At 54.4% G+C, this 20089-nt stretch carries 20 protein-coding genes; 15 read left to right on the forward strand and 5 right to left on the reverse strand.

The features are described from left to right. The first annotated feature begins 40 nt into the window (after positions 1-40). The 14 genes from ABH899_RS13580 (at position 41) to ABH899_RS13645 (ending at position 13721) form a co-directional block, all read left to right on the forward strand. Positions 41-625, forward strand: a complete 585-nt coding sequence (locus tag ABH899_RS13580) for a YdcF family protein (RefSeq protein ID WP_369996926.1) — start codon at positions 41-43, stop codon at positions 623-625. A 358-nt stretch (positions 626-983) separates the two neighbouring features. Continuing rightward, positions 984-2132 carry a type III polyketide synthase gene (locus ABH899_RS13585; RefSeq protein ID WP_369996927.1) on the forward strand — a complete coding sequence of 383 codons (1149 nt, stop codon included), beginning with the start codon at positions 984-986 and terminating at the stop codon, positions 2130-2132. Next, entirely contained in the window at positions 2119-2865 is a 747-nt protein-coding gene (locus tag ABH899_RS13590; protein ID WP_369996929.1) for a methyltransferase domain-containing protein, read from the forward strand. Before ABH899_RS13585 ends, ABH899_RS13590 begins: the two co-directional genes overlap by 14 nt. Beyond that, a complete protein-coding gene (locus ABH899_RS13595; protein WP_369996930.1) occupies positions 2862-4367 on the forward strand; it encodes an NAD(P)/FAD-dependent oxidoreductase in 1506 nt (501 codons plus the stop codon). Before ABH899_RS13590 ends, ABH899_RS13595 begins: the two co-directional genes overlap by 4 nt. Positions 4368-4399: 32 nt before the next feature. Continuing rightward, positions 4400-6526 (forward strand): MMPL family transporter, encoded by a 2127-nt coding sequence (locus ABH899_RS13600; RefSeq protein ID WP_369996933.1) that lies wholly within the window; start codon positions 4400-4402, stop codon positions 6524-6526. A 207-nt stretch (positions 6527-6733) separates the two neighbouring features. Continuing rightward, complete coding sequence (locus ABH899_RS13605; RefSeq protein WP_369996935.1) at positions 6734-8170, forward strand: multi antimicrobial extrusion protein MatE; 1437 nt, start codon at positions 6734-6736, stop codon at positions 8168-8170. A gap of 130 nt (positions 8171-8300) precedes the next feature. After that, entirely contained in the window at positions 8301-9737 is a 1437-nt protein-coding gene (locus ABH899_RS13610; protein ID WP_369996937.1) for an erythromycin esterase family protein, read from the forward strand. A gap of 147 nt (positions 9738-9884) precedes the next feature. After that, a complete protein-coding gene (locus tag ABH899_RS13615; protein WP_369996939.1) occupies positions 9885-10508 on the forward strand; it encodes an MSMEG_1061 family FMN-dependent PPOX-type flavoprotein in 624 nt (207 codons plus the stop codon). Positions 10509-10547: 39 nt separating this feature from the next. Further along, on the forward strand, positions 10548-10970 hold the full coding sequence (locus ABH899_RS13620) for an immunity 22 family protein (RefSeq protein WP_369996941.1): 423 nt from the start codon (positions 10548-10550) through the stop codon (positions 10968-10970). Positions 10971-11061: 91 nt separating this feature from the next. Next, positions 11062-11841 carry a class I SAM-dependent methyltransferase gene (locus ABH899_RS13625; RefSeq protein ID WP_369996944.1) on the forward strand — a complete coding sequence of 260 codons (780 nt, stop codon included), beginning with the start codon at positions 11062-11064 and terminating at the stop codon, positions 11839-11841. A gap of 37 nt (positions 11842-11878) precedes the next feature. Further along, on the forward strand, positions 11879-12469 hold the full coding sequence (locus ABH899_RS13630; RefSeq protein ID WP_369997407.1) for an AAA family ATPase: 591 nt from the start codon (positions 11879-11881) through the stop codon (positions 12467-12469). Positions 12470-12482: 13 nt separating this feature from the next. Then, positions 12483-13031 carry a hypothetical protein gene (locus tag ABH899_RS13635; RefSeq protein ID WP_369996945.1) on the forward strand — a complete coding sequence of 183 codons (549 nt, stop codon included), beginning with the start codon at positions 12483-12485 and terminating at the stop codon, positions 13029-13031. Between the two features lie 52 nt (positions 13032-13083). Next, entirely contained in the window at positions 13084-13362 is a 279-nt protein-coding gene (locus ABH899_RS13640) for a protein tyrosine phosphatase (RefSeq protein ID WP_369996947.1), read from the forward strand. Between the two features lie 167 nt (positions 13363-13529). After that, positions 13530-13721, forward strand: coding sequence for a hypothetical protein (locus ABH899_RS13645; RefSeq protein ID WP_009672779.1), 192 nt, complete (start codon positions 13530-13532; stop codon positions 13719-13721). A gap of 39 nt (positions 13722-13760) precedes the next feature. Here ABH899_RS13645 and ABH899_RS13650 read toward each other — a convergent pair whose 3' ends face one another. The 5 genes from ABH899_RS13650 to ABH899_RS13670 all read right to left on the reverse strand — a co-directional run bounded on the left by ABH899_RS13650 (position 13761) and on the right by ABH899_RS13670 (position 18998). Beyond that, the gene (locus ABH899_RS13650; RefSeq protein ID WP_369996948.1) at positions 13761-14426 is read right to left on the reverse strand and encodes a sensor domain-containing protein; all 666 of its coding nucleotides are present in this window, start codon (positions 14424-14426) and stop codon (positions 13761-13763) included. A 66-nt stretch (positions 14427-14492) separates the two neighbouring features. Continuing rightward, positions 14493-15140: a metal-dependent hydrolase gene (locus ABH899_RS13655; RefSeq protein WP_369996949.1), complete on the reverse strand. Its 648-nt coding sequence runs from the start codon at positions 15138-15140 to the stop codon at positions 14493-14495. 197 nt (positions 15141-15337) lie between these two features. After that, a complete protein-coding gene (locus ABH899_RS13660; protein ID WP_369996951.1) occupies positions 15338-16435 on the reverse strand; it encodes a Ger(x)C family spore germination protein in 1098 nt (365 codons plus the stop codon). Beyond that, positions 16428-17510: a GerAB/ArcD/ProY family transporter gene (locus tag ABH899_RS13665; protein ID WP_369996953.1), complete on the reverse strand. Its 1083-nt coding sequence runs from the start codon at positions 17508-17510 to the stop codon at positions 16428-16430. Before ABH899_RS13665 ends, ABH899_RS13660 begins: the two co-directional genes overlap by 8 nt. Before the next feature lie 9 nt (positions 17511-17519). Beyond that, entirely contained in the window at positions 17520-18998 is a 1479-nt protein-coding gene (locus ABH899_RS13670) for a spore germination protein (RefSeq protein WP_009672856.1), read from the reverse strand. 210 nt (positions 18999-19208) lie between these two features. On the opposite strand from ABH899_RS13670, the gene ABH899_RS13675 reads away from it, so the two are divergent. Next, complete coding sequence (locus tag ABH899_RS13675) at positions 19209-20030, forward strand: MBL fold metallo-hydrolase (RefSeq protein ID WP_369996957.1); 822 nt, start codon at positions 19209-19211, stop codon at positions 20028-20030. Positions 20031-20089: the final 59 nt, after the last annotated feature.

The raw sequence follows: 20089 nt of genomic DNA on the forward strand, positions 1-20089 counted from the left end.
AAGATAGGGGGCATGGATCCGGTAAATGGAGTGAGGCTTTTTGACGAAAAAACAAATTAAACTCATACTTGCTTTCGGACTGTTCATTGTCCTGATGATCGCGGTGAAAAACGCGGGCTCTTTCCTCGTCTATACGGAAGAACCGGTTAAATCCGATGTGATCCTCGTTCTCTCTGGAGACAGGGGGGAAAGGACGGAGAAAGGAGCCGAGCTGTACAAAAACGGAGTTGCCCCGTATCTCATGTTTTCCGGGGGCGAAGTGTACCGGAACAGCAGAATGGCCGATCTCATGAAAGAACACGCGATGGAGCTTGGCGTTCCCGAGCAAGCTATCGTCCTGGAGGACCGGGCGGACAGCACGTATGAAAATGCCGTGTTTTCCAAAAAAGTCATCGAGAAACACGCGTTCAAATCCGTGACTGTCGTTTCTTCGGACTACCATATGAGAAGGGTTAAGCTCCTTTTCGACCGGGCGTTCAAAGATTCCGGCATTCAGCTGCATTACGTGGCCGCCCCCGATAAAAGTTTTACTCCCGGGAAATGGTGGGGCAATAACAAGAGCCTGATGGTTACTTTCACGGAGTATCTGAAGTTAACCGGCTATTTTTTCGGCAAAAATTCATAAGTTTAAAAGCCGCGCTTTCTGCGGCTTTTTTTATTTGGCGGGAACGGCAAGGGCAGGGTATCCCGGATACACGTCCTTGCGAATACGCTGCTGCGCAAAAAAGAATCAAACCTATATTCGCGCCGCGCAAGGCTCACGGCACGCGATGCTCGGCGTCACATGAAGGCGGCCAGCCGCATGTTACTTGCCTATGGAGCGGCACGGCAATCATTGCGCTCGAAACGGAGAGCCTGTACTAAGCTTCGCCCGCTGTGAATACAGATGAGTAGAAGGGCGGATTGAACATGAGAACCGGCCTGCCGTTTTCGCTGTTTCTGGCCGATCCGGCCTATTTATAGACGAGGAGATGAACCGGTAGATGGACCAGACGACTCCTGCAACCGCAATTCTGGGAATAGGCACGGCAGTGCCGGCCTACCCGCTAAAACAATCGGAAGTAGTCCTCCGGTTGGTACAGGCTTTGGAACGTTATCCCGATTCCGCCCGCTGGGCCAAACGGCTGTTCAAACAGTGCGGCGTTGAAACCCGGTACACCTGCGAACCCGGTCTTCTGGGGCCGATTTCTTCATGCCGCTATCTGCCGGATACGGAGCCGGGCCTTATCCCGTCGACTGCCGAACGAATGGCGCTTTATAAAAGAGAATCGGTGCCGCTGGCGCGTCAAGCGGCCGGACAGGCACTGGCGGACAGTGGTCTTTCCGTCTCGGACATCACACATCTGATCACCGTCAGCTGTACGGGGCAGTTCCTGCCGGGCCTGGACGCCTCGCTTGTAAAAGAACTGGGCTTGTCCAGGGAAATCTCCCGGATTCCGCTTCAATTCATCGGATGCGCGGCGGGACTGCGTGCGGTATGCCTGGCCCGTGAAATAGCGGATTCCGCTCCGCAGGCGAACGTGCTGATCGTAAGCGTCGAATTGTGCACGCTGCATATACAGCCGTCCGGCGATAAGGAAGCTCTTTTCGGAGCGTCATTTTTCGGGGACGGTGCGTCCGCCTGCGTAATCGGGCGGACGGGAGAATCAAGGCAGGGGATATTCGGGCTGGGGAATCACCGCTCCGTTCTCATTCCGGAAGCGGCCGAGGAGATGACTTGGGAAGTCGGCAATTTCGGTTTCGACTTATATTTGTCTCCGGCTATCCCCAAACTTATTACGAACCGGATTCCACAGGAGATCGGTAAACTGTTGGGCGGGGAGCGCCTTCCCGAGCTGTGGGCGATTCATCCCGGGGGCAAAGGGATCGTGGATGCAGTGGAGCAGGTATACGGCCTGACGGAAGAGCAGACTGCGCCCAGCAGACAAGTGCTGCGGGACTTCGGGAACCTCTCTTCCGCTACGATACTTTTCGTCCTGCAGCAGATGCGGACGCAGCTCCAAACGGCGGGAGCGGACGCCGCCGACGGGATCGCTCTGGCCTTCGGTCCCGGACTTACGGCGGAGCTTATCCGGTTCACCTACATACCGGTAGGCGCTGCGCGGGAGAAAACAGCGGATGCCGCCGTTTGACCGCTTGCACAGCCGTTCGCCGGAAGCGGAGTACATGGATGATCTCACCTGCGGAGGAGCCGAGCTTACGGAGGCTTTACGGCATCTCCGCAGGCTCAACCGTCTGTTTGCGGCGTTCGGCCCGACCTTGTACGGGATCGAAAAATTGTGGACGGCAGCCGGAAAACCGGCAGAACTGACCGTGCTTGATGTCGGTTCCGGCTCCGGCGACGTTAACCGTCACGTGCTCCGGTGGGCGGAAGGCCGCAATATACGCGTGGCCGTCACCTTATGCGATATTACAGAGGAAGCCTGCGAAGAGGCACGGCGTTTGTTCCGCGGCGAACCGAGAGTGGAGATCCGGCGTGCCAGTTTGTTCGAGCTTCCCGAAGGCTGCGCCGATATTGTGACCGGCACCCAGTTTCTCCATCACTTCTCCCCGGATGAGCTCCCCGGTGTCGTTCGCACGATGCTCCGGGCGTCCCGCCTCGGCATCGCCGTTAACGATATTCACCGTCACTGGCTGGCCTGGTCCGCCGTCTGGCTGGCTTCCCGCGTCTTGTCGGGAAACCGCTACATCCGCCATGACGGACCGCTATCCGTCGCCAAAGGCTTCTCGCCGGAGGATTGGTCCGTTCTCGGGAAAGCACTGGAGACGCCCGGTTATCACGTCTCCTGGAGACCGCTGTTCCGCTATGCGGTCGTGATTCCCCGGCAGCCGCAGCCGGATGCGGGATCGGAGTGTAAGCCATGAACGTAACCGAGACGGACGTTGCCGTTCTGGGTGCGGGCTTAGCCGGAAGCCTGATCGCTAAAAGCCTGGCGGAGAAAGGATGGCGGACGCTGCTGGTGGACCGGCAAAGCTTTCCACGCCATAAGGTGTGCGGGGAGTTTCTGTCGCCGGAAGTCCGGCAGACGCTGGATGCGGCCGGCCTGCTGGACCGCGTGTCGGCCCTTCGCCCGGCCCGGGTGGAGCGGGCGCGGCTGATTTCCGCGGAAGGCGGCCATGTTGACATCCCGCTGCCGGGAACCGCTATGGGACTGAGCCGTTTCCGGCTCGACGAAGCGCTTCATGAAGCCGCCGAAGCGGCGGGAACCCGGGTCCTGACCTCGGCGGCGGTTCTCTCGGTTACGAGGCTCGCCGATGAGAGCTGCGAGGTAAGAGTGAAGAGAGAAGGCAGGGTAGAGGTCATCCGGGCCCGCACGGTTATTGCCGCTTGGGGATTGAACGGGCAAGCTCTCGTAACCGGTGCTTGTTGCCCGGGTGACTCCGGCGGAGAGAGGTTTTCCGGAGTACCGGGAAGTCTGCAGAGGCCTCAAGGCGCGTCGATCCTGACAAGTGCGGAAACGGAGGGGCAGTTAAATTCTTTCATGCCGTTAAATTTGCTGAACCCGGCAGATCGGAAAAACCAAGCTGGCTTTTCAAGCCCGACAGACCCCACAAACCCGACAAACCCAACAAACCAGGCAACCCCGACAAACCCGACAAACCCGACAAACCCGACAAACCCAACAAACCAGACAACCCCGGCAACCCCGGCAACCCCGGCAACTCCGGGAAAACCGGCCCACTCCGCCCAAACGGGGCGTACCCGCCGAACCCTGAACCCATGGAAACGCAGCGCCCCCGACTATATGGGCGTCAAATCTCATTACACGGGAATCGAGATGGAGCCGATCGTCGAGCTGTATCTTTTTCCCGGCGGCTACCTGGGGCTGTGCCCCATAGAAGACGGCCTCGTCAACGTCTCCGCGCTGCTGTCGCTGGATGCGTTCCGCGGCGCGGGCAAAAGCGTGCTCGCGCTGCTGGAAGCCGCCGCGCAGCGGTGCCCCCCGCTTCATTCGAAGCTGAAGCGGGGGCTGCCTGTGCCGGGTGCACAGGCAGCGGTCGCGCCGGTGAAGCTGAACCGGCGCTTGAACCCCTGGGACATGGTGCCGCGTCTGGGGGATTCATCGGTGATGATTCCCCCGCTGTGCGGGGACGGCATGTCCATGGCCCTCCGCTCGGCGCGGCTGTGCGCCCCCCTGGCAGACGACTATCTGCGGGGGAAGCTCAGCCTTGCCGGGTGGGAAGAGCAGTACGTCCGCGCCGTTAAGCGGACGTTCGGGAGGCCGCTGAGGTGGGGACGGCTGCTGCAGTCCTCCCTCGATAGTCCGGCCGCGGTGCGCTTGCTGCTGCGTCTTGCGCAGCTTTCGCCGGGCATGGCCTCCGGATTATTGGAGGCCACCCGGCTGAAGCCGGAAGGAGAATACTAATCTTCGGTTGCTATTCGCAAAGAGAGGAGGGCATGGGCTTGCATAGACTGGCTGTCCTCTCTTTCCGCTATCCGAAGATCATTCTCGCCTGTTGGGCGGCCTGCCTCGTTTTCTTCGGGGGCTACGCCCACAGTCTTCCTTCCGTGCTCCAGGGGCACGGGCTTGACCCCGAAGGCTCGTTCGGCACGGTCAGGGAGCGGCTGGACGCGGGTTTTAACCGGCCTGCCGAGCCGGTCGTTCTTTGGTTCGAGCAGAACGCGCCCGGTCCGAAGGAGGAATTTAGAGCTTATATCCGCTCCGTTCTGCGCAATGCCGAGGGCTTGCCTGGACTGGACAGGATCGTTTCACCCCTGGATCAGGAGGAAATGCTGCGTTCCGGCAAGGCCTATGCGCTGCTGGATATCCGCTTTACCGGACGGAATGAACAGGAGGTGCTGGGGGAGCTGCGCGGACGCCTGCCCGCTCATCCCGGCTTCGCGTGGAAGCTCACCGGGAAGCCGGTCGTTCAGGCGGATGTGAATGAGGCGAGTGAAAGAGATATGAGAAAAGCGGAGCTGATCGGGCTTCCGGCTGCGTTTCTTATCTTGTGGATAGCCTTCGGCGGAGCGGCGACCGCTTTGATTCCGGTCGTACTCGGATTGGTTTCCACCGTCGTCTCGATGGGAATCGTTTACTGGATCGGGATGGTGACGGATTTGTCCAATTTCGTTCTCAACGTCATTCCGATGGTGGGGCTGGCGCTGAGTATCGATTTTTCCCTGATGCTGGTGAGCCGGTTCCGGGAAGAACTGAGCTGCGGCAGGGCCGAATCGGCGCTTCGATTTACTATGCGGACTTCGGGAAGAGCGGTATTGTATTCGGCGGGTTGTGTGGCGCTTGGCCTGCTCGGCATCCTGTTCATCCCTCTCCCGATGTTCGCCTCGGTCGCCTGGGCTGCCTTTACCGTTCTGATTGTCTCCGTGTTCTTGTCATTTACGCTGCTGCCTGCGGTGTTGTCTTTGCTGCGGACAAGGGTTGAAGCGGAAAACGCTGCCCGGTTTCCCGTTAACGGCGGCCGGTACTGGCATCGCTTGTCTGCGGTCGTTATGAAAAGACCCTTGCGGATGGCGCTGCTCGCCATCCTGATCGTTATCATCTTCATCCTGCCGGTGGGCCGGATGAAGATGGCGGTTCCGGATGCGGCTTCGCTTCCCGAAGGCACGGAATCGCGCGCCGCAGCCGAACGGCTGGCCGTCCGTTTTCCTTCGCCGGAAGCGACCCTTCTTCTGGGCGCGAAAGATGCCGGTGCGCACAGCGGACAACGTTTTGACTGGCAGCATGCTTACCGGCTGTTTCAGCGTCTTCAACGGGACCCGCAAGTGGTCCGGGTGGATTCGGTTTTCTCCAGACTGGGCATGAACGGCGAACAGCTCACTCTGTTTCTTGAAAGGCCGGGTGTCCGTCACGAAGCCGCCTTGCTTCCCTTTTATTTTCATCAAAATCAGCTGGTCATGGACGTTTACCTTCGCACCGATCCCGATTCGGAAGCAACGAGACAGTGGCTGCGCAAATGGGAGGCCGCGGGAAATCAAGAGCAGATTCCTTTTCAACTGGGCGGAGAGACCAAGTATCGTCAGGAAGTGTACGACGCGATTTTTACCAACTTGCATAAGGTGCTGTTGTTTGTCCTCGTTACGAATTTTTTCCTGCTGTACAAGGCGTTCGGGTCCGTATTCATTCCTCTTAAAACGCTCCTGATGAATGTTCTCAGCATTACCGCTTCATTCGGTCTGTTGACCTGGATTTTTCAGGAAGGGGCGGCCGATGGCGGCGGCTCTATCGCGATCATGATTCCCGTATTCATCTTCGGCCTTGTGTTCGGCATCAGCATGGACTACGGAGTGTTCCTGGTCGCCCGAATTGCCGAAGTTTACCGGCAGACGCAGGACAACGATTACGCGGTTGCAGCGGGACTGGCCTCCACAAGTCGGATCATTACGTCGGCGGCGGCTATCATGATCGCCGTCACGCTTCCGTTTGCGGGAGCGGACGTAGCGGGGGTCAAACAGCTGGGAACCGGTATTGCGGGGGCCATTTTTCTGGATGCCACTCTGATCCGCATGATTCTGGTGCCTGCCTTGATGAAACTTCTGGGCCGTTGGAACTGGTGGTCGCCCTAAAAATAAAAAGTACGAAACCGCAGCTTCTGCGGTTTTTTTTGTGTGTTTATAAGGGATTGAGGTTGTTTTTCAATAAGAAATACTTGTCACTTTTTACGAAGTTATAACTATATCGGGGGGATGGGCGTTTATTTGTGCTACAATCGAAGTAACTTTGTGCCTTACGCTTGATCTCTAGTCCAAACTTCGTGAGTGAGGAGCAGCGCTATGTCAGATGATGAACCCGATGATTTACAGGAAACCGGAAGTCTCAAGAAAGCCGAACCGGCCGGAATTTCCGCCGGCTCAGACCGGGGAGATGAGCATGCGTCCCCGGCTCATGAAGCGGTTACCTTCTGGAAGCTGCTTGTCTTCTTCGTACCGCTCGGCATAGCGGCCAGTCTGGTCACGATGTCCCATTCGATCATTAACAGTACGCTTGCCCGGGCGCCCGATCCCGAACATGTTATCGCGGGATATGCCATTGCGATGAGCCTTCTGGGGATAACGGAGAAGCCGGCCGTGCTGCTCAGGCAGACGTGTTCCGCGCTTGTCCGCGACCGGGTCTCGTTTCGCGCCATGCGGCGGGTCGCGTTTTACGTATTCGCGTCCATTATGGCGGCCGGACTGATCTTGTCTTATTTACCGCCCGGAAAATGGCTGATGGGCGCCGTTTTCGGAATCGGCGGCGCACAGCTCGAAAACGTTCTGAACGTTTACCGGATTCTCATGTTCGTCAGCCTGTTTTCCGGGCTGAGATGCCTTTATCACGGCTTGATTATTTATAACAAAAGAACGTTCTGGCTCACGATCGGGATGGTCGTCCGTCTTTTCGGCATGTATCTCGTCGCGCAGTACTACATACGGGTACACGGGGTTACCGGAAGCAGCGTGGGCGCGATCATTTTCCTCGTCGGCATGGTGATCGAGAGCGCCGTCGCGGTGTGGGAGGGCAGTGCGCTGCTTAAACACAAAATACCGGAGAAGAATCCGGAGCACACCGTTGAAAAAACGGGCGATGTTTTCCGCTTTTACAAGCCGCTCCTCTTCTCGTCGTTTATTGCGGTCGTGATCGGACCTTCGCTAAACGCTTTACTCGGCAAGGCGGGAGATGGGGTTATCGCTATCGCGGCGTTCGCGGTCGCCTCCAATTTGACGCAGCTCGTCCAAAGCTTTTTTTCGTATATTCATCAGATTGTCCTGAATTTCTACCGGATTCATCCGGGACGCGTCAAGCGTTTCGTGCTGGTCATCAGTTTTATTCCGTCCGTTCTGATCGGGCTGCTCGCTTATACGAATGCCGGGCCCTGGTTTCTGAACGAAGTCATCGGTGTCGGCGACCGGCTGATGGAGGAAGTGATCAAAACGCTGCGCGTGTTTATGATTCTCACACTTGTGTTTCCCTGGCTCGATTACGGCAACGGGATTCTTATGCTTCGCCGGGAAACGAGGACAATGGTCTATTCGCAATCGGCCAACGTTACCGTGATGCTCGTCTCGCTTGTTCTGCTGATTGTGATAACGCCGGGCTGGAACGGGGCAATCGGTGCGTTTGCCCAGTCAGTCGGAACGCTGGCTGAGTGTATCGTCGTATTCGCTGCGGTGAAGCGAGGCAGGGGAGAAGCGCTCATAAGCGGCAGCGCCCCGCGAGAAAAATCCGTCTGATCGTTTCCGAAATTTAAACGAAATTTAAACAAAACCCTTCCTCCTTTTAAATGGCAAGGTTTAGCATAAAAGTGGTCATCTTCGTTAGGACGCTTTTACTTACCGGCTTACTTACTAGGGGGAATTTCTTTTGTATTCACATCATCTGAAACTAAAAACGATCAAAACGACTATCGCCTTGACAATAGCCGCCGTCTGCGCTTTTCCCGCTGCGGGAATGGCAGCCGCCGATACCGCTGCGGACAGCAAGCCGCCTGTAGTCAGCACAACGCAGCAATACGGCCGAAACTGGGCGAACTGGATTCAAAGCCATGCTTATGCCCTGGACCGCATCCAGCCTGAAGCAAGCGCGAAAGGCGTCATAGAGAAAGACCGGTTCAAGGATCTGGAATTTCTGAAACCGCTGCTGATCGACAAAAAATTGGTCTACCTCGGTGAAAACACACACGGGGCGGCGGAATACAGTTCTTCGAAAGTCCGCCTCATTCAATACCTGCACCAGGAGCTCGGTTACGATGTCATCGCTTTCGAATCGGGACTTGGAAATGCGTCCGCCGCCCTTGCCAAAAGCGCCGATTCGACCCCGGAACAAATGATGAAAGAGGCCATTTTCGGAGTGTGGTGGTCTAAGGAGACGCTGCCTCTATTCGACTATATCAAGCAGACGCTCGAAACGGACAAACCTTTGATCCTAGGCGGATTCGATATGCAAATTCAGTCTCCGTATTCGGAGTTCGTCCGTGACTGGATCGGGTCCAGAGACGCCAAACTGGCCGGAGCATTCGCGGATGCGGAGCAGGAGCTGGGCGATTGGAGCTTCAGTGAAGACGAAGCGGGATACGCCAAAGCGAAACCGCGCCTGCTGGAAACGTATGCGAGCATGAGAACGTTTGTGAAAGAGAACGCCGACAAGCTGAAAGCGGACTATCCCCGCAATCCGCACTTGATCGAGATGACGCTGCGCGTCCTGGATAACCGCATCGAGGTCATCCAAACGTATACCGAAGCGAATATCCGAAGCAACCTTGCGCTCAAGAAGAACGATATCGTCCCCTTCCAGGAAACCGTTAGGATGCGTGACGAGATGATGGCCGCTAATCTGACCTGGCTTGCCGAACAAATTTATCCGGACAAGAAAATCATTGTCTGGGGACACAACGTACATATCCGGAAGAAAAACTCGGCGGTTTTAAATTCCGCCTACTCGGGTCTGAGCCTTATGGGTGAGAGCATGCCGGCCCGCTTAAAGAAGCAGAGCTACGTGATCGGCCTGTATGCGTATCAAGGCGAAGCCGCCAACAATATGGGGCAGAGCTATCCCATCGTTAAGCCGGAACGGGGCTCGCTCGAAGACATTTTGAAGCAGCACGGGCACCCTTATACGTTTGTAGATATCAAATATCGTAAAGACAAGCCCGGAACTTCCTGGATGTTCGAACCCCGTCTTTCACTCGATTGGGGATTGATGCAGGAAAGCTTCATTCCACGCGACCAGTTTGACGGGCTGCTGCTTATTGATACGGTCCATGCGCCGTCTTACATACGCGGTAAAGGGGGTTCGCAGTAGCGCTGCTCTCCCAAAGTGAACGGCCGGAATCTGCTTGGGCGGATTACCGGCTTTTTTTCGTTTAACCCGAAAAGATGCAAGCGGGATACAAAATCCGATATAATCAAAAATAAAGTAAAATTGTTCCAATGAAAGGAGGTTGAATAGATGGACTATTTTGAGGACCGGATCGAAGCCGAAGCGGAATTGCGGGAGATGCTGGGGTACCCCAACAAAATCGTGGAAGCGATGAAAATCACTTATATGGAGCGGCACTGCCGGGAGTTTATCGGGCTGTCGCCTATCCTGTTTGCGTCAACGGCCGATCTCCGGGGAAATTGCGACGTTTCGCCGAGAGGCGATGCGCCCGGTTTCGTGAAGGTGCTGGACGATCATCATCTGATTATCCCCGAAAGGCCGGGCAACCGGCGCATGAATACATACCGGAATATCCTGGAGAATCCGCATATCGGACTTATTTTCATTATACCGGGCCTGGAAGAAACCTTGCGGATCAACGGAAAAGCGTGCCTGACGAGAGAACCCGATCTGCTCGCTCCGCTTGAGGCGCACGGCAAGATTCCGAAGCTGGCGATCGGGGTCGAGGTGGAAGAGGTTTTTCTCCACTGTGCGAAAGCGTTTAAACGGTCCGAACTGTGGGACATGAAGACCTGGCCTGCGGCGCTGCCCTCCGTGCCGGTAATGATTGCCGCTCACGCCAATCGTCCGGACATTACGGCGGATGAGGTTTCCATAGGGTTGAAGGACAGCTATGAGAAGAGAATGTATTGAGGCTGTCAGCATAATTTACGTATATAGGAGGCCGGTTTAATGCCAAACGCTGAGGAAGAAAAGGAGCTTACCGGGGAACGCCCCGGCTTTGTTTCCTTGTGGGTGGGACAGTTCAGCGAGGATGAAGGCCTCAGGCAGTATACCGAATTTACGTATGATGAAGACGGAGAAAGCGTATTGCCGGCATTTTTCGCCGACTTCGGAATCAACTGGTTCGACGAAGATTTTTTCGAAGCCTATCTAGCCCTGGAAGAAACCTCTTCGTTAGCTGAGCTGCTGGCAGGATGTTCGTACGACGAAAAGATCATTCCTGAGTTCGAGGCGCAAGGACTTCCGGAGGGAACCGCCTGGAATACGGTGGTGCTCCTATTCAATTTCGGCTACCCCTTAAAAAACCGGGGAAAAAGTGCCGCGTCCGGAGCGGACCGTCTTGTATTCGCAGGGATGGCCGAGTACGAGTAGGGAGAAAACTTTTTGTTATCTCACCGATTAAAAGGATGATTTTTACATCGTTTGCTTTTGCCTGTAAGGTAGATAGCAGAGGTGAAAGATCATGACAACTAATTTCGGAAAAGTATCCGGCGACTACGCGAAATACCGGGATGCCCTTCCCGATCTGCTGTTTCGTCAGCTGAAAGCGCGCGGGACCGATTTTGGGGGCAGGAAGGGACTGGATCTCGGCTCCGGCACCGGTATTTTCACCAGAGCTCTTGCGGAGCGCGGGGCAGAAGTTACGGGGATCGAGCCTTCGGCCGAGCTGATCGAAGCGGCTGTCGCGCAAACCCGTCAGGCCGGACTGGAACAAATTCCGTACGTACAGGCCGCCGCCGAGGAATTCCGGCTGCCCGGGACGTACTCGTTCGTGACGGCCGTCCGGGCCTGGCACTGGTTCGATCGCGATCGAACGCTGGGAAATATCCGGCGGCATCTGATGCCCGGGGGCAGCCTCATCGTGATCAATTCCGTATTTGAATCCACATCGGAGGCTGTTCGGCTCACGTTCCGCACTTTGAAAGAAAACGGAATCGTCCTGAAGCCGGCAGGCTCGAACGCGGAAGTGAGGGAAAGAAGAAGCGGTTTTCCCGTAAATTGGTTTGAGGAGTGGGAGCGGCATGGATTCCGTCTCAGGCACGAATGGGAACAGGCTTATACGCTTGCCTATACCCACGAAGACTGGTGCGGCAAAATCAGGTCGGTTTCCTGGCTGGCCAACGAATCCGAGGAACTCCGCATGAAGGCGAGCGGCGAACTGCTGCGGAATCTGTCCGACTTCGACGCGGTGTTGCCTATTCCGCATAAATACTCGGTGGCCGTGTTGACTCTGGAGAGCTAGAGCGGTTTCACACATTTCAGGAAAGCGAGTGACTTACGTGATTATATGGGTGAACGGCGCTTTTGGATCCGGTAAGTCCCAAACGACATACGAACTGCACCGGCGGATACCCGGCTCGTTTTTATACGATCCCGAAAACGCGGGCTATTTTATACGCAAAAATGTGCCTTCTTCCACGGCGCTGGATGATTTTCAAGATTATCCGATGTGGCGGGAAAGCAATTACGGCATGCTGAACTACATAAGCGGCAAATTTGACGGCGTTATCCTCGTTCCGATGACGCTCGTCAACCCGGTTTATTTCGACGAGATCGTGGGAAGGCTGCGCCGGGATAACAGGACGGTTCACCATTTCGCCCTCTGCGCATCCAAGGAAACGCTACTCAAACGATTAAGATCGAGAGGAGAAGGCGCGAATTCGTGGGCGGCCCGTCAGATTGACCGCTGCAGGGAGGGACTCTCGCAGGAAGTTTTCAAACATCACATAGATACGGATTTTTTGACAATCGGTGAAGTAAGCGAGGAAATCGCCGCCATTGCCGGGGTACAGCTTCTCCCCGACAACAGGAGCACAATCCGGAAAAAGGCCGACCGCCTGCTGACCCAGCTCAAACAAATCCGGTTCTAGGAAGGAAGTCGCCGTGACGACTATTCAAAGCATCGCAGGCTTGTTTCTGCTCGTGTTCGGAACGTTTTTCTCTTTTTCGGCAGGCAATCTGCCGGCAGCGTTTATAAGTCTAGTGGGCGGTTTTATACTTATGTCCTTGTCTAAGCTTGTGGATTTTCAACAGGGGGCGTATCTGAGAGCACTTGGAGTACCGATAACGGGGGACCAGCTTCACTTGATTATGAAACATTCGCCGGAATATGCGGTAGAATCTGCGGATTTTGACGTTTATCCGGAAAGTCATAAGGAATATGCTCTCATTCGTCTGGAAGGCGAATTATACTTGTCCGTACAGGTTTTTAAAAACGTAATGACCCAGGTGGAGAACGAGTATACGTTCCGCTTTCCGGGGCGGGAGCCCATCAGCCTTTACCGTACCCTATCGTTATACAAAGGGGCCGAGTTGTTTGATTACGGGGGACTCGCGTTTGTCAGCATTTCGGCATTAAATCTGGTAAGTAACATCTGCGAAGGCCGGCTCCTGCTGAATTTCGCGTTACGAGGGAGAGAGGCGGACCATTAAACTATTATTTCTTTGCAGCCGCAACAGGTGGCGAAGCTTAACGGCTGAGAAAGTGTTTAACGGGCTAAAAGATTGGCAGGTCCGTTCCGCCGGAACGGAACAGAACGCGCGAATAAAGGTGACGGAAGGTCACGTGGGCTGGGCGGACGTTATTTTCGTCATGGAGAAGAAGCATAAAAGAAGAATCGAGGAGAAATTCGGCTCTATCGTGAGGCATAAGCGGGTGATTTGCCTGGAGATTCCGGACGAGTACGGATTTATGGACGAGGAGCTCATCGAACTCCTGGAATCCCGGGTATCGGACTATTTTCCTCTCACGGAAAACGAATGATTTTTCGGCGTGGGAGTTGCATTTTTGAAGCGGAATTACAGGGTTTGGAGAAGGATGTCATCTGAACGATTATCTTAGCGTTTTATGCGGTTGCCCGGGAAATGAATCGCTTATTTCTCCGATTATTTCCTGAGGCTCAAGCATGCGGGGAATGGAGGGACGCGACTTTGGAGGTAAACGGGGAAAACGGGATCGGCTGGCTGACACTGGCGCTCATCAATGCGGGTCTGGCCCAAGGGAAAAACAGGAGCGGATTAAACTGGTTTTTCATTTCGCTGCTGATCGGGCCGCTGGCTACTCTGCTCATTGTCGTTTGGGATAGAATCCCGAAGGAGCCACAGCGGAAAAGAATGTACTAAAAAAGAGCTGTCTTCCCCTGAGGGAGACAGCTCTTTATACTATCGGAACCGGGGAGCGGAATGATACGCCGGCGCCCCGATGCGGGTCATCTCCACGGCGATAGAGCCCATGAACTGGGCCAGTTTGCGGATAGCGATCACGCCGACAGGAGCTGCCAGGATGCCGATTCCCGTATGGATCAGGGAAAGCTGCATGGAATCGATTCGTTCGTTCATCAGGAAGAAGTTCAGCTGATCCTGAAATATATCGATGTGGAGGGTCTGAAGAAGAACCCAGTACACAATCGGAGAAACCAGCAGAGCCAGGACGACCGAGGCAATCGAGACCGCGAACGCAAAAGCGAGAATGCCAAGCGGCAGCCGGATGAACTGCCAAAGCAGCGCGCTGAACGATCTTGCGTCGACCAGCTCCGCGCCGAGCAGGGCCCAGAAGGACTTCCGTTCTCCCCGATGAGTGCCGCCGGACGTTTCCGCCTTGGTCTGCGGTTCCAGGCCGAGCAGCCGGGAGGCGAGTCGGGCGTCCAGGTCCGTCAGGTTCCGATTCGTCCGCAGTACAAACAGAAGAAGCGGGAATCCGATAAAAATCGGCATAAGCCCGATTGACAATGCTATCCCTACGACTGCATATACAAAGCCGAACAGTCCCATGGGAAGTAGAGCAAGCAAATAAAAAAACGATGCTGTAAAATCTGGTGATTTATTCAATGTCTTCCACCGTCCTTATGTGATCTGCCTAATAAGACGACGATGGAGGACGATGCCCTTCAAAACCTACAAAAACGGGATTTTGAAAGACTTTTTGTAGAACGGATACAGCCATTTCACACCGCTTGGCGTCAAGGTATCGGCGAACAGATGGGAGAAGTAGCCCGCGACGGCGACCATCATAATGCCTTCCAGCTGCAGCTGTTTCTCCAGCTCCATGCCGATGGCGCCCCAAGCCGCAAGCGCCCATACCGTGTGCGTCATCCCGCGGTGTTTCAACCAGGGAGCCCAGACGACAAAAGCGCCGAGTCCGATCAGCCATCTCATTTGAGTATTCCAGCCCCAGTAAATGAGGCCCGCTCCGACCAGACTGACCAGCGCGTTGCGGATGATTCCTTCCTTGGTCACGAAGCCGATCAGAAAAATCATGACCGCGATCGTCATCCGTTCCGGGTAAAACTGATGCTCCGTAAAAAAGAGGTAGGCCACGGCTGCTACAAGCAAAGCGCCTCCCCACAGAAACACTTCGCGCAGCCATTTGGAAATTTTGCCGAGCTTGCTGCTCAGCATGCTGGGACCGTCCAGATCCGCGCTCAACGCGGAGAAAGCGGCCACCGATATGTACACCGCAAAATTCGTTGGGGTAAAGGGATGAAAAGCGGACGCGGCAAGTCCGATGGCAGTGCCGATTGCGAGATGAGTTGAACCTTTCATAATGCCTCCGTTGACTGACGATGATAGGAATGCAAACATATGTTTGCTAAGACAGTATACAAGGAAAGCTCCTTACGCACAAGGCATGGAGGAAAAATAAGTACTTCGGCGGAAATTCGAACTTCGGAGAAATCAACAGAAAAGACGCGGCACCCATCAAAACGGGCTGCCGCGCCTTTTCTTGCATTTGTCTGCGTTCAATCAAAGAAATTACCGAAATTTTTGATATGGAAATCGGCATTGACATGGACTTGTACGGACGGATAGGCCTCTGCCCAGTCCAGCTTCTTCCACTCCGCATACCCCAGTTCGTTCCAGACATACCGGCCAAGCCCGATGCTATCGACGCCGTGTTTTTGCATAAACGAGAGGACCCTCTCGGAATGCTCCGAGATATAGGCCGACATCATCTTCTCGACCTTGGCGCTGTCATCCGTGCTTAAATTTAGTTTGCCGATATACTCAAGGACGCTTCCATGGACTACCATTTGTATATCCGCATGAAGAACGCCCTCCTCATCTCGGCGGATTTTAATTTTCCGCTTGCTGGAGATGGCATTGAACATGATCGATTTGGTATCCTCGTCGTTCAGGGTAAATGAAAATTCGCCCTGCTTCTGATTCTGGTACAGCAGATTGAAAAAGATCATGTCTTTCGTAGGCAGCTTCGTGATATACACATCTTCTTTGAATAAACCGATCCCGCTGACTTCCAAATCGTTACCGGAAATGCGGATGACGGTCGCGATGGGATCGATGCCTTCATCAAAATAATCCCGGATAAATTGATGGAGGAGAATGCGCGGCGTATTCTGAAGCTGGAATTCTTTTTGAAGCAGTTTGTCTACATATTGTTCCGTTTTGGGATGCCCCGTGTAATCCCGGTTGATGATATCGTGCGCTTCGCCTTCCGTCAGGATAATGTTGGATCTCTTGGAGATGGAAGGATCGCGCAAAATGGAGTCCATGTTCCGACGCAGCCCGGTTTTGGCCAGCTCGATGCCGTAAAGCAGGTTTCTGAGCTGGCCGCTGACCAGGGTCCGGCTCGTTTTCCGGGACAGCAGGTTTTTCGCCGCTTTGCTGCTCGAAGCTGTAATGGTCAGTATTTCGTCGTATCCGTCCCGGGACTCCCTCTCGATCACCGGGATACTGAGGGTGACCTTCATTTTGTTGTCGGGCGCCCAGTCATAAGCGGCGGATTGGATGTATCCGATCTTTTCCAGTATATTCTGGTCGCTTGAGCATCCGGTAAGGAAAAGCAGCGAAGGAAGAAAAAGATGCCGCATCTTAAACATTCGGCAGACTCCTTTTACGGAAAAGTAGGACAACGAGGGCAAATACCGGAAGAAAGAACGCCAGCGCAATAATCATGACACTGAGATAACCGAACCACTTCTCCACGACGGTCAGGGTCTGGGCCATATAGGAAATAAAAAACGTGGCAAACATGATGGCTGCGGATAGATAGGTCCCTTTTATTTTGGGAACCAGCCTGCTAAGGGTCTCTTTGCTGGTCCAGAAATACATGGAGGACGTAACGATAACCGAAATCAGAAAAACGCTGTAAAGGAAATTCTGAATGCGTTCCATAAACGGAAATTTCAAATAAGCAAGCAAATCCAGCAGCGGGAAAGATTGAAGTTTAAGCTGGACATAGCTGAACACGCCGTAACAGATGAAGGTCACCATAAGATAGACGAACGTAACCACGAAATTTCCGATATAAACTCCCCGCATCCACTTGACGCTCCTGCTTGCGTAGGGAATGAAGAAGAGACTGATCTCGTAACCCATAGACGCGCTGTACATGGTGATGAATCCCTTGACACTGTTCTCTCCATCTTTAAAAAGGGAGGTGGTTAGCCGGACCGAATCAAACTCCGTCGTAAAAGCAACGAATATCGGGGCAAGCAGCAGCAAAAGCAGACAGAATATGATGTTCGCTTTCGAAATGGTATAAATTCCTTTGAGAAGAAGAAGCAGTACAAGCAGATCGACTACCAGCTTCAACACGATATCGGGCGTAGACGGAAAAATCAGAAGCTGGTAAATGAGCACATACTGCTTGACTACCAGGCACCCGATCATACTGAACACGGCGGTCATGAACAGGTAAAGCGGCGCCAGCACCCACTTGGAAATCGCTTTCTCTAGGATATCGAAGAAAGACTCTCCCTTGCCTAATTTGTTGACAAGCGAAATCAGGTAGATATTGAAGGTGGCGATTACACAGACGATCAGCATGGATGCCCATCCGTTCGTTCCGAAATAGGTGGCCGCGATCCGGGGAAGAGTGAAGAACACGACGCCCATCTGCGTATTGAAAACGAGAAATCCGACATGGTGGGTATACAATCTTTCCCTGGACAAAGCAACCACCTACTTTTTGAGCTTGTTGTATTTTTTGTTCATCGACAAGGATTGAGCAGGTCGGCTTTTCAGGCTCCAGAAAGGGGCGCGGATAAAGATGTCCTTCCAGTCCTTTAATTTGAGGGGGGCGACGGGAATCGTATATGGAGCGCCCAAGCTCGTTAATTTGGCCAGGTGGATGATGACCAGTGCGATACCGGCCATTATGCCGAAATTGCCGAGCACGCCGGCGGCGATAACCAGACCGAAGCGGATCAGCCGGATGGAAGCGCTCATTGTATAGCTGGGAATCACGTAAGAGGCTATCGCCGAAGAGGCCACCGCAATAATCAGGATATTGCTCGTAAAACCCGCCTGGACGGCCGCCTGTCCGATGACGATACCGCCAACGATGCCGATCGTTTGGCCGATTTTGGTCGGGAGCCGGGCTCCGGCTTCCCGGAGCAGTTCAATCGTCGTCTCCATCAGAAGCGCCTCGAAAACGGGCGGAAAAGGGACGCGGCTGCGTGATTCCGTCAGCGTCGTGATCAGATTGTCCGGAATCATCTCGTAGTGGTAAGTCGTAACGGAGACGTAGAGAGCCGTAAACGAAATCGTGATGACAAAAGCCGTGTAACGCAGTAAGCGGGTCGCGGTGCCGACCGCCCAACGGCTGTAATAGTCGTCCGGCGAAATAAAAAATTCGAAAAAGGAAGTCGGCCCGCAGATGACCGACGGGCTCTGCTCGACAATAGTGACGACTTTGCCTTCCACAAGTTTGGAGGCCGCAACGTCGGGGCGTTCCGTGTTCAGCATAACCGGAAACAACGAGTTGGGAAAATCGTCGATGAGCTGGACGAGCATGGTTGCATCGAAGATCGCGTCCGTCTCGATGGCCTGTATACGCTGCGTCATCGTATTGACGTAATCCATGTTGGCGATTCCATCGATGTAGAGGACGAATATTTTGCTGTTCGTAACCTCGCCTACGGTAAACGCTTGGACTTTCAGGCGGTTGCTTTTCACCCGCCTGCGGATGAGAGACAAGTTCGCTTCCGGAGATTCCGTAAAAGCGTCGTGGGGGCCGACGATAACGCCTTCCGTCTCCGACTGTTCGATGACCCGGACTTCGGGCCCGTAAATATCGACGGCATAGGCGGCCCCCTTGACGAACAGGGCGGCCCAGCCGCTGACGATTTTCTCGACAAGGATGTTTTCCTCGGTCACACGGAGAAAAATCGAATTTTGCAGCAGCTGGTCCGTTTCGTTCTCCTGGATATTTTCGAGCGGGGTCAGAATTTCACGCTCGAGCAAATCGGGGCTGACCATGTGTTTGAAATAAAAAAGCGTGATCTCCGGCTCCGGAAACTCCCGCTGGGTAAGATCGCTGCAGTCTTTAAACTGTTCCTTGATCCTGGAAAGCACGGGAGGATCGGCATGAATTTGCCGGATGACGGGCGAAGGGGGATTCGTACTGGAAAACAAACGTATCCATTTTTTGAAACGCATAGCCGATCACCTTTCCGGCGGTTTTTCCTATTTTGTGAAAAGAGGGAAGATTTATACCTCCTGTCCCCTTATTCGGCTTTAACGCACGAACGCATCCGACAACACGCAGAAAACCCGGGAAAGAGCCGATTTTTTTGCGGGCAATGGGGTAAGTATAAGCAGGCGCAGCCTTATCTGGAAAACTACGGAGTACGGAGAGGAGCCGGATGGATGGAAAATACATTTGAAGACAAAAGGTTGCCGGTTACGTCTATCAAGAGCGGGGAAGGGACCGAGGCCGCCCCGGACATCTACTGCCTCACCCTGCAGATCGTGAATGTCGTGTTTGTGGGGGAAGTCAGCAATCCGCAGGGCTGGGTGCTTGTGGACGCGGGAATGCCGCGTTCAGCGGACGAGATTATCCAAGCCGCGGAAAAGCGGTTCGGGACCGTGCCTCCGCGCGCGATTGTATTGACCCACGGTCATTTCGACCATGTCGGGGCCATCATCGAGCTTGTTAAGCGGTGGAACGCGCCTGTCTACGCGCACGAGCTCGAATTTCCTTATCTGAACGGCATGCAGGACTATCCGCCCGCCGACCCGGACGTGGACAGCGGACTCGTCGCCAAAATGTCGCCCGTTTTCCCGAACGACGGGATTGATCTGGGCAACTATTTGCGCAAGCTTCCGCCGGACGGCTCCATACCCGAAATGCAGGAGTGGAGATGGATTCATACGCCGGGACACACACCCGGGCATATTTCCCTTTTCCGGGACAAGGATAAGGCATTGATCGCGGGTGACGCTTTCGTGAACGTCAAGCAGGAGTCGCTTTATAAAGTGATCATGCAGACGCCGGAGGTAAACGGACCCCCGAAATATTTTACGACCGACTGGGAAGCGGCCAAAATCTCCGTCCGGTTTCTGGAAGGATTACAGCCGTCTTTGGCCGTCACCGGACACGGAAGACCGGTTTCCGGACCAGAATTGGCGGAAGGATTGCGAACACTTTCTGAACATTTCGAAGAACGGGCGATGCCGGAGAAGAAATAACGGTTGAAATTCCTCTTTTTTTAAGGTGAATTGTCTGAAAATTTGTCGAAAAAACCGGC

Source organism: Paenibacillus sp. RC84 (assembly GCF_041260495.1).
Classification (GTDB): Bacteria; Bacillota; Bacilli; order Paenibacillales; family NBRC-103111; genus Paenibacillus_F.